At 45.0% G+C, this 5,654-nt stretch carries 5 protein-coding genes and 1 pseudogene; 3 read left to right on the forward strand and 3 right to left on the reverse strand.

What is annotated here, in order from left to right:
• Positions 1–102: 102 nt before the first annotated feature.
• The 3 genes from B4K26_RS12070 to tyrS are packed head-to-tail and all read right to left on the reverse strand — an operon-like array spanning position 103 to position 2,185.
• Complete coding sequence (locus B4K26_RS12070) at positions 103–342, reverse strand: DUF1653 domain-containing protein (RefSeq protein ID WP_296245778.1); 240 nt, start codon at positions 340–342, stop codon at positions 103–105.
• Positions 332–913: a GNAT family N-acetyltransferase gene (locus tag B4K26_RS12075; protein WP_296245779.1), complete on the reverse strand. Its 582-nt coding sequence runs from the start codon at positions 911–913 to the stop codon at positions 332–334. Before B4K26_RS12075 ends, B4K26_RS12070 begins: the two co-directional genes overlap by 11 nt.
• A 60-nt stretch (positions 914–973) precedes the next feature.
• The gene (tyrS, locus tag B4K26_RS12080) at positions 974–2,185 is read right to left on the reverse strand and encodes a tyrosine--tRNA ligase (RefSeq protein WP_296245780.1); all 1,212 of its coding nucleotides are present in this window, start codon (positions 2,183–2,185) and stop codon (positions 974–976) included.
• Positions 2,186–2,325: 140 nt separating this feature from the next.
• On the opposite strand from tyrS, the gene B4K26_RS12085 reads away from it, so the two are divergent.
• From B4K26_RS12085 to B4K26_RS12095, 3 genes and pseudogenes are all read left to right on the forward strand, one after another.
• The gene (locus B4K26_RS12085) at positions 2,326–3,666 is read left to right on the forward strand and encodes an anhydro-N-acetylmuramic acid kinase (RefSeq protein ID WP_296245792.1); all 1,341 of its coding nucleotides are present in this window, start codon (positions 2,326–2,328) and stop codon (positions 3,664–3,666) included.
• 227 nt (positions 3,667–3,893) lie between these two features.
• Complete coding sequence (fabF, locus tag B4K26_RS12090; protein ID WP_409521402.1) at positions 3,894–5,171, forward strand: beta-ketoacyl-ACP synthase II; 1,278 nt, start codon at positions 3,894–3,896, stop codon at positions 5,169–5,171.
• 150 nt (positions 5,172–5,321) lie between these two features.
• Positions 5,322–5,654: pseudogene (locus B4K26_RS12095) on the forward strand (hypothetical protein); the annotation flags it as partial.

Here is a 5,654-nt window from a genome sequence, read left to right on the forward strand (position 1 = left end):
GGGCGCAACTTTAATTGTTGGGTTTGGTATTATTCAAATAAAAAAAGCGACCTCAACGGGTCGCTTTTTCTTTGAATAATAAACTTTAAACGTTTTGAGATATCAATCAGCTAAGGTTTTAACCAACTCAAATCTCGGTATTTCTTTACCATCAACTTCAACGGTTTCTGTAAACATGGTTAATGGTCGAACCCAAACGCCATACTCACCGTAGAGGCAGCGATAAACCACTAACGCTTCTTCGGTCTCTGAATGCTGCGCGATATGCAAAACTTGGTAAAGACTGCCTTTGTAATGGCGGTAAATGCCTTGGGTGACGCTACTAAAATTATTATTTTCCATGCTTAGCTAGCCTCTCTATTAACCTGGTTTTATGTTTAGGCCATTCTTCTTTTGACATGCTATACATCACTGTATCCGAAATAACACCATCACGGCGCACTCGATTACCTCGAATCACACCATCTTTCTTAGCACCTAAACGTTCAATAGCTTGTTGTGAGCGGTCGTTTCCAATATCTGTGCGCCAACCTACTGTCTGATACTCTAGTGTTTCAAATATATAAGTGAGTAGCATAAGCTTACAGGTGGTATTGGCAGGCGTGCGCCAATACGATTTGGCATACCAGGTATAGCCAATCTCTAAGCGTTTGCTATTTGGTAAAATATCATGAAAACTCGTTGAGCCAATCGCTTTACCATTTAATTCATCGATAACCACAAAAGCTTTTCTATCAGGCATTGATGCGGCCGTATTGATATAGTCAATAACCTTGTCTGGCTCAGGTACTGAAGTCACGTTTATTGTCCATAACTCACCATCTTGGCAAGCTTGGGTTAAATCATTGGCATGAGTTAACATTAATGGCTTAAGAATAATGCCGTTACTTAATAAAGTAGGAAGGTCTAACATCTATCTCTCCTTAAGCCATAATGAACGTAGAAACGCTCGTTACCTAGCTCAACCTCTTAACTAAGCAACCGTCACTTTTGCATACGCCTTTTTACCTGCTTGGATAACGACTGTCTGACCAGACGTTAAGCTAAAGCCAGCGTCGACGACTTTGCCATCTACTTTTACTGCGCCACGCTTGATCATATCTTTAGCAGATGAGCTGTTTTTGGCAAGTTCTGCTTGGTTTAGGATTTGCGTGATAAATAATGCGTCCTGCCCTTCTAACTCTAACGTCACTTCTGGTAAATCAACTGGCAATTCGCCATCAGCCAATACGTTACCCGCTGATTTGTGCGCATTAGCGGCAGCTTCGGCATCATGGAAGCGCTCGATTAATTCTTCGGCAAGAATGCGTTTGATCTCTTGTGGATTGCGACCGTTTTCCATCTCTGCCATTAACGCTTCGACTTCTTCCATCGGCTTAAAGCTTAAAAACTCAAAGTAGCGACGGATTAAAGTATCTGGCATCGACAGCAGTTTTTGGTACATGGTGCCCGGCGCATCGTAAATACCGACATAGTTGCCAAGTGACTTAGACATTTTATTAACACCGTCTAGCCCTTCCAAAATTGGCACAGTGATACAAACTTGTGGCTCTTGCCCATAACGACCTTGCAAAGTACGTCCTATCAAGATGTTAAAGGTTTGATCGGTACCGCCCAGCTCGACGTCGGCTTTTAGCGCGATAGAGTCATAACCTTGCACCAATGGGTATAAAAATTCATGGATAGCAATGGGCGTTTGCGCCGCGTAGCGTTTAGAGAAATCATCGCGCTCAAGCATGCGTGAGACGGTCAACTGGCTAGAAAGCTGAATCATATCGCCTGCTGACATGTCTTTGAACCATTCAGAGTTAAAGACAATCTTAGTTTTTTCTTTATCCAAAATTTTAAAGACTTGTTCCGCATAAGTCTGCGCGTTGACTTTGATTTGCTCATCGGTCAGTGGTGGACGCGTGCTGTTTTTGCCAGAAGGGTCACCAATCTTGGCGGTATAATCGCCGATTAGAAAATAAATCTCATGACCCAAATCTTGAAAATGCTTTAGCTTATTAATCAATACGGTATGACCCAAATGCAGGTCAGGTGCGGTAGGATCAAAGCCTGCTTTAATACGTAGCGGGCGATTCAGTTTCAACTTCTTAACCAAATCGTCTTCCGATAAGATTTCTTGCGTACCGCGCTGAATCAGGGCAAGTTGTTCTTCTAGAGTGTATGAATGGTCTGTCATGATGCTCTCTTTATTGTCTTTATTAAAAGGGTAAAGCGTTTGGGGTAATTAGAATCTTGTAGCCCGTAAAAGATGTTAGAATTTGAGGGATATACTAGCGTTTTTTGAGGTAAATTGCCATGACCAAGCCTACCCAGACTATGAATGATCCTGAAAACACCGAATTTTTAGTTGACTCACCTAATTTAATAAATAATAACGATGATACAAACTACACTTCCTTAACCGATGCGCTTGAGCAAACGGTGTTTGAAAACTTCGATGATGGCTTATACATCGGCATGATGTCTGGCACCAGCTTGGATGGTATGGACGCCGTGCTTTGCCAATTCGGTGGTAAAGAAAACACTCAACAACCGATGCGATTATTAGCAACTCGTAGTCAGGATTTCCCACCACGATTGCGTGAGGTGTTATTGGCTTTATGTCAGCCAAATGGCGTCAATCAATTAACACCAACACTGGGTGAACCGAATAGCGAGCTAGACTGGTTCGGTTGGGCAAGTAAAGCCTACGCTGAATTTGCCAGCGAGGTGGTCAATAATTTATTACAGCAATCCAATACAGATGCAGAGTCGGTGCTGGCGATAGGCTGTCACGGTCAAACGGTCCGTCATCGCCCGCAAATGGGCTTTAGCTTGCAATTGGTCGATGCCAATATTATTGCCGAGCATACTGGCATTAGTGTCGTTAGTGATTTTCGTCGCCGCGATATGGCCGTCGGTGGTCAGGGTGCGCCATTGGTTCCTGCCTTTCATCAAGCCTTATTTGCCACGCCTGATAGCACGCGAGTATTATTAAACTTGGGTGGAATTGCCAATATAACGGTCTTACCAGCTAATAATACACTTGATAATAATACCCCTGTTAACGATGCTCTTGTTAATAACAGTCACGTGGTTGGTTATGACACCGGTCCTGCCAATTTATTGTTAGATGCTTGGACGACACTCCATACGGATAAAGATTACGATGCTGGTGGCGCTTGGGCACAATCTGGTCAAGTCATTGAGCCACTACTTAATCAGCTAATTGAGCATCCATTTTTTGCGCGAACGTATCCGAAAAGCACAGGTCGTGAAGACTTTAACTTAGCGTGGTTACAAAATCAGCTACAAAAATTCGATCAGGCCTCTGCTCATATTCGTTACTCATCAGCGGATGTGCAAGCAACGCTCACCGAGCTGACCGCCATGAGTGCCAGTATGCAAATCAATATGTTTATTAATGCTCATGAAAAAAGCTCGGTATACGTCTGCGGTGGCGGTGCGTTAAATGAATATTTAATGACCCGCTTACAAGCACACCTGCCCCATTGTACGGTAGAAACCACGGCAAGCTTGGGACTGAATCCCGCTTGGGTGGAAGCGGTTGCTTTTGCCTGGCTAGCCAGACAAACGCTGATGGGCGAAATGGGTAACCTGCCCGCCGTCACTGGCGCAAGTAAAGGCGTGGTATTAGGGCAGGTTTGTTTTGCTTGATTGGTCAAATTTTAGTTTACACACGTGCACTTATGTGTTTTATAATGGCTTTTGAAATAGCATCCTCTTAGGACCGTAAGTACAGGATATAACGCATGAGCCAGCACAGCATTTTACCGACCGACTCACTGAACGAACCATCGTCGAATAATAGCACCATGGATATTGCGGCGAAACAAGCATATAAGCCACGGCAAAAACCACCGCACTATGAGCGTCCTGACGATATGCGTGTGGTAGTGACGGGTATGGGCGCGGTGACACCTTTGGGATTGGATGTCGAAAGCTCATGGGCACGCCTACTTAACGGTGAGAGCGGTATTACGCCGATTACCCACTTTGATGCTACTGACTATCGCGCGCAAATTGCGGGCGTGGTCAAAGACTTCGATGCCAAACAATATATGAATGCTAAAGACGCACGCCGCTATGATGAATTTATGCATTATGCGGTTGCTGCGTCCGCTATGGCTTTAAAAAATGCTGGTTTTATCGATGAAGTCAGCGCGGCTGATGCGCCTGTACAAGATGTCGATCAAGAACGCTTTGGGGTGATTTTAGGCTCAGGCATCGGCGGTATCCAAACCATTGAAAACAGTCGTGATACGCTGCGTGAAAAAGGCGCTAGCAGGGTTTCTCCTTTTATTATTCCAGGCTCTATCGTCAATATGGCAGCAGGTCTAGTGGCGATTAAACATACCTTAAAAGGTCCAAACCTTGCGACATCGACTGCTTGTACCACCGCAACCCATGCGATGGGACTTGCCGCACGTTTAATTGCGTATGGTGATGCGGATGTGATGCTGGCGGGTGGCAGTGAAAAAGGCTCAAGCCCGCTCGGCATATCAGGTTTTGGAGCGATGCACGCCTTATCTACTCGTAATGATGAACCAACTAAAGCGTCGCGTCCCTTTGATAAAGACCGTGATGGTTTTGTACTTGGTGATGGCGCAGGCGTGGTCGTTCTTGAAAGTCTTGCCCATGCCAAAGCGCGCGGGGCAACGATACTCGCTGAATTGGTGGGCTTTGGGATGAGTGATGATGCTAGCCATATTACAGCACCACCGGAAGATGGCAGCGGAGCGGCTCGTGCCATGCGCAACGCCCTAAACGATGCTGGTATTGAGCCTGCCGTCGTTGGCTACGTCAACGCTCATGGTACCAGCACCCCTGCTGGTGATGTTGCCGAATCCATTGCCATTGAAACGGTATTTTCGCCCGTAAAAGACCGTATTTTAGTCAGTTCAACCAAATCGATGACCGGTCACTTACTTGGCGCTGCTGGCGGTATTGAAGCGATATTTACTATCCTTGCCCTACAACATCAGCACGTACCACCAACCATTAACTTAGATAATATCGAGGACAACTGTAATCTTGACTATGTCGCCAATCAATCACGCAAAGTCGATAATCTGCAATATGCAGTGTCCAATAGCTTTGGCTTTGGTGGCACCAACGGCTCTCTAATATTTGCCCGTTGGCCGGTGCAACCATCAAACTAAAATGCCTAAAACAACGTTAAAAATGCTAAATAAATGTTAAAAAACTATTATTTTTGCCGTTGTAACCTTGGTGTCAGATTTGCTACGTTTGACCACTTGCAGCCCCTTATCTTACTTGCGTATGATAAGGGGTAATTTTATGCAACATTTATGGACGATACCATGTCAAGCTACTCATTTTCCCATCAGTTTTATCAGCGCTGGACGTGCGCGCCAGACCCTGTACGCGCCTCTATCATCCAAGAACTAACCGATATCACTACCCTATTACAACACGACACGCCATTTGAAACCTTCGTTTTTAGCACCCATGACTTGGATGCGCATCTTGATGATCTTTATGAAAATCATGAAGCCGAACAGGCCATTGCCAAAGCCATTGCTGACAAACAAGCACAACAACAAGCAGCTGCCGAAAAGCAGCGCTTGGAAGAAGAACAGCGTTTAGAAAAAGAGCGCCTAGAAAAAGAAAAAGAAAAAGAA

It is taken from the genome of Psychrobacter sp. UBA6766, from assembly GCF_002453355.1.
Taxonomy (GTDB): Bacteria; Pseudomonadota; Gammaproteobacteria; order Pseudomonadales; family Moraxellaceae; genus Psychrobacter.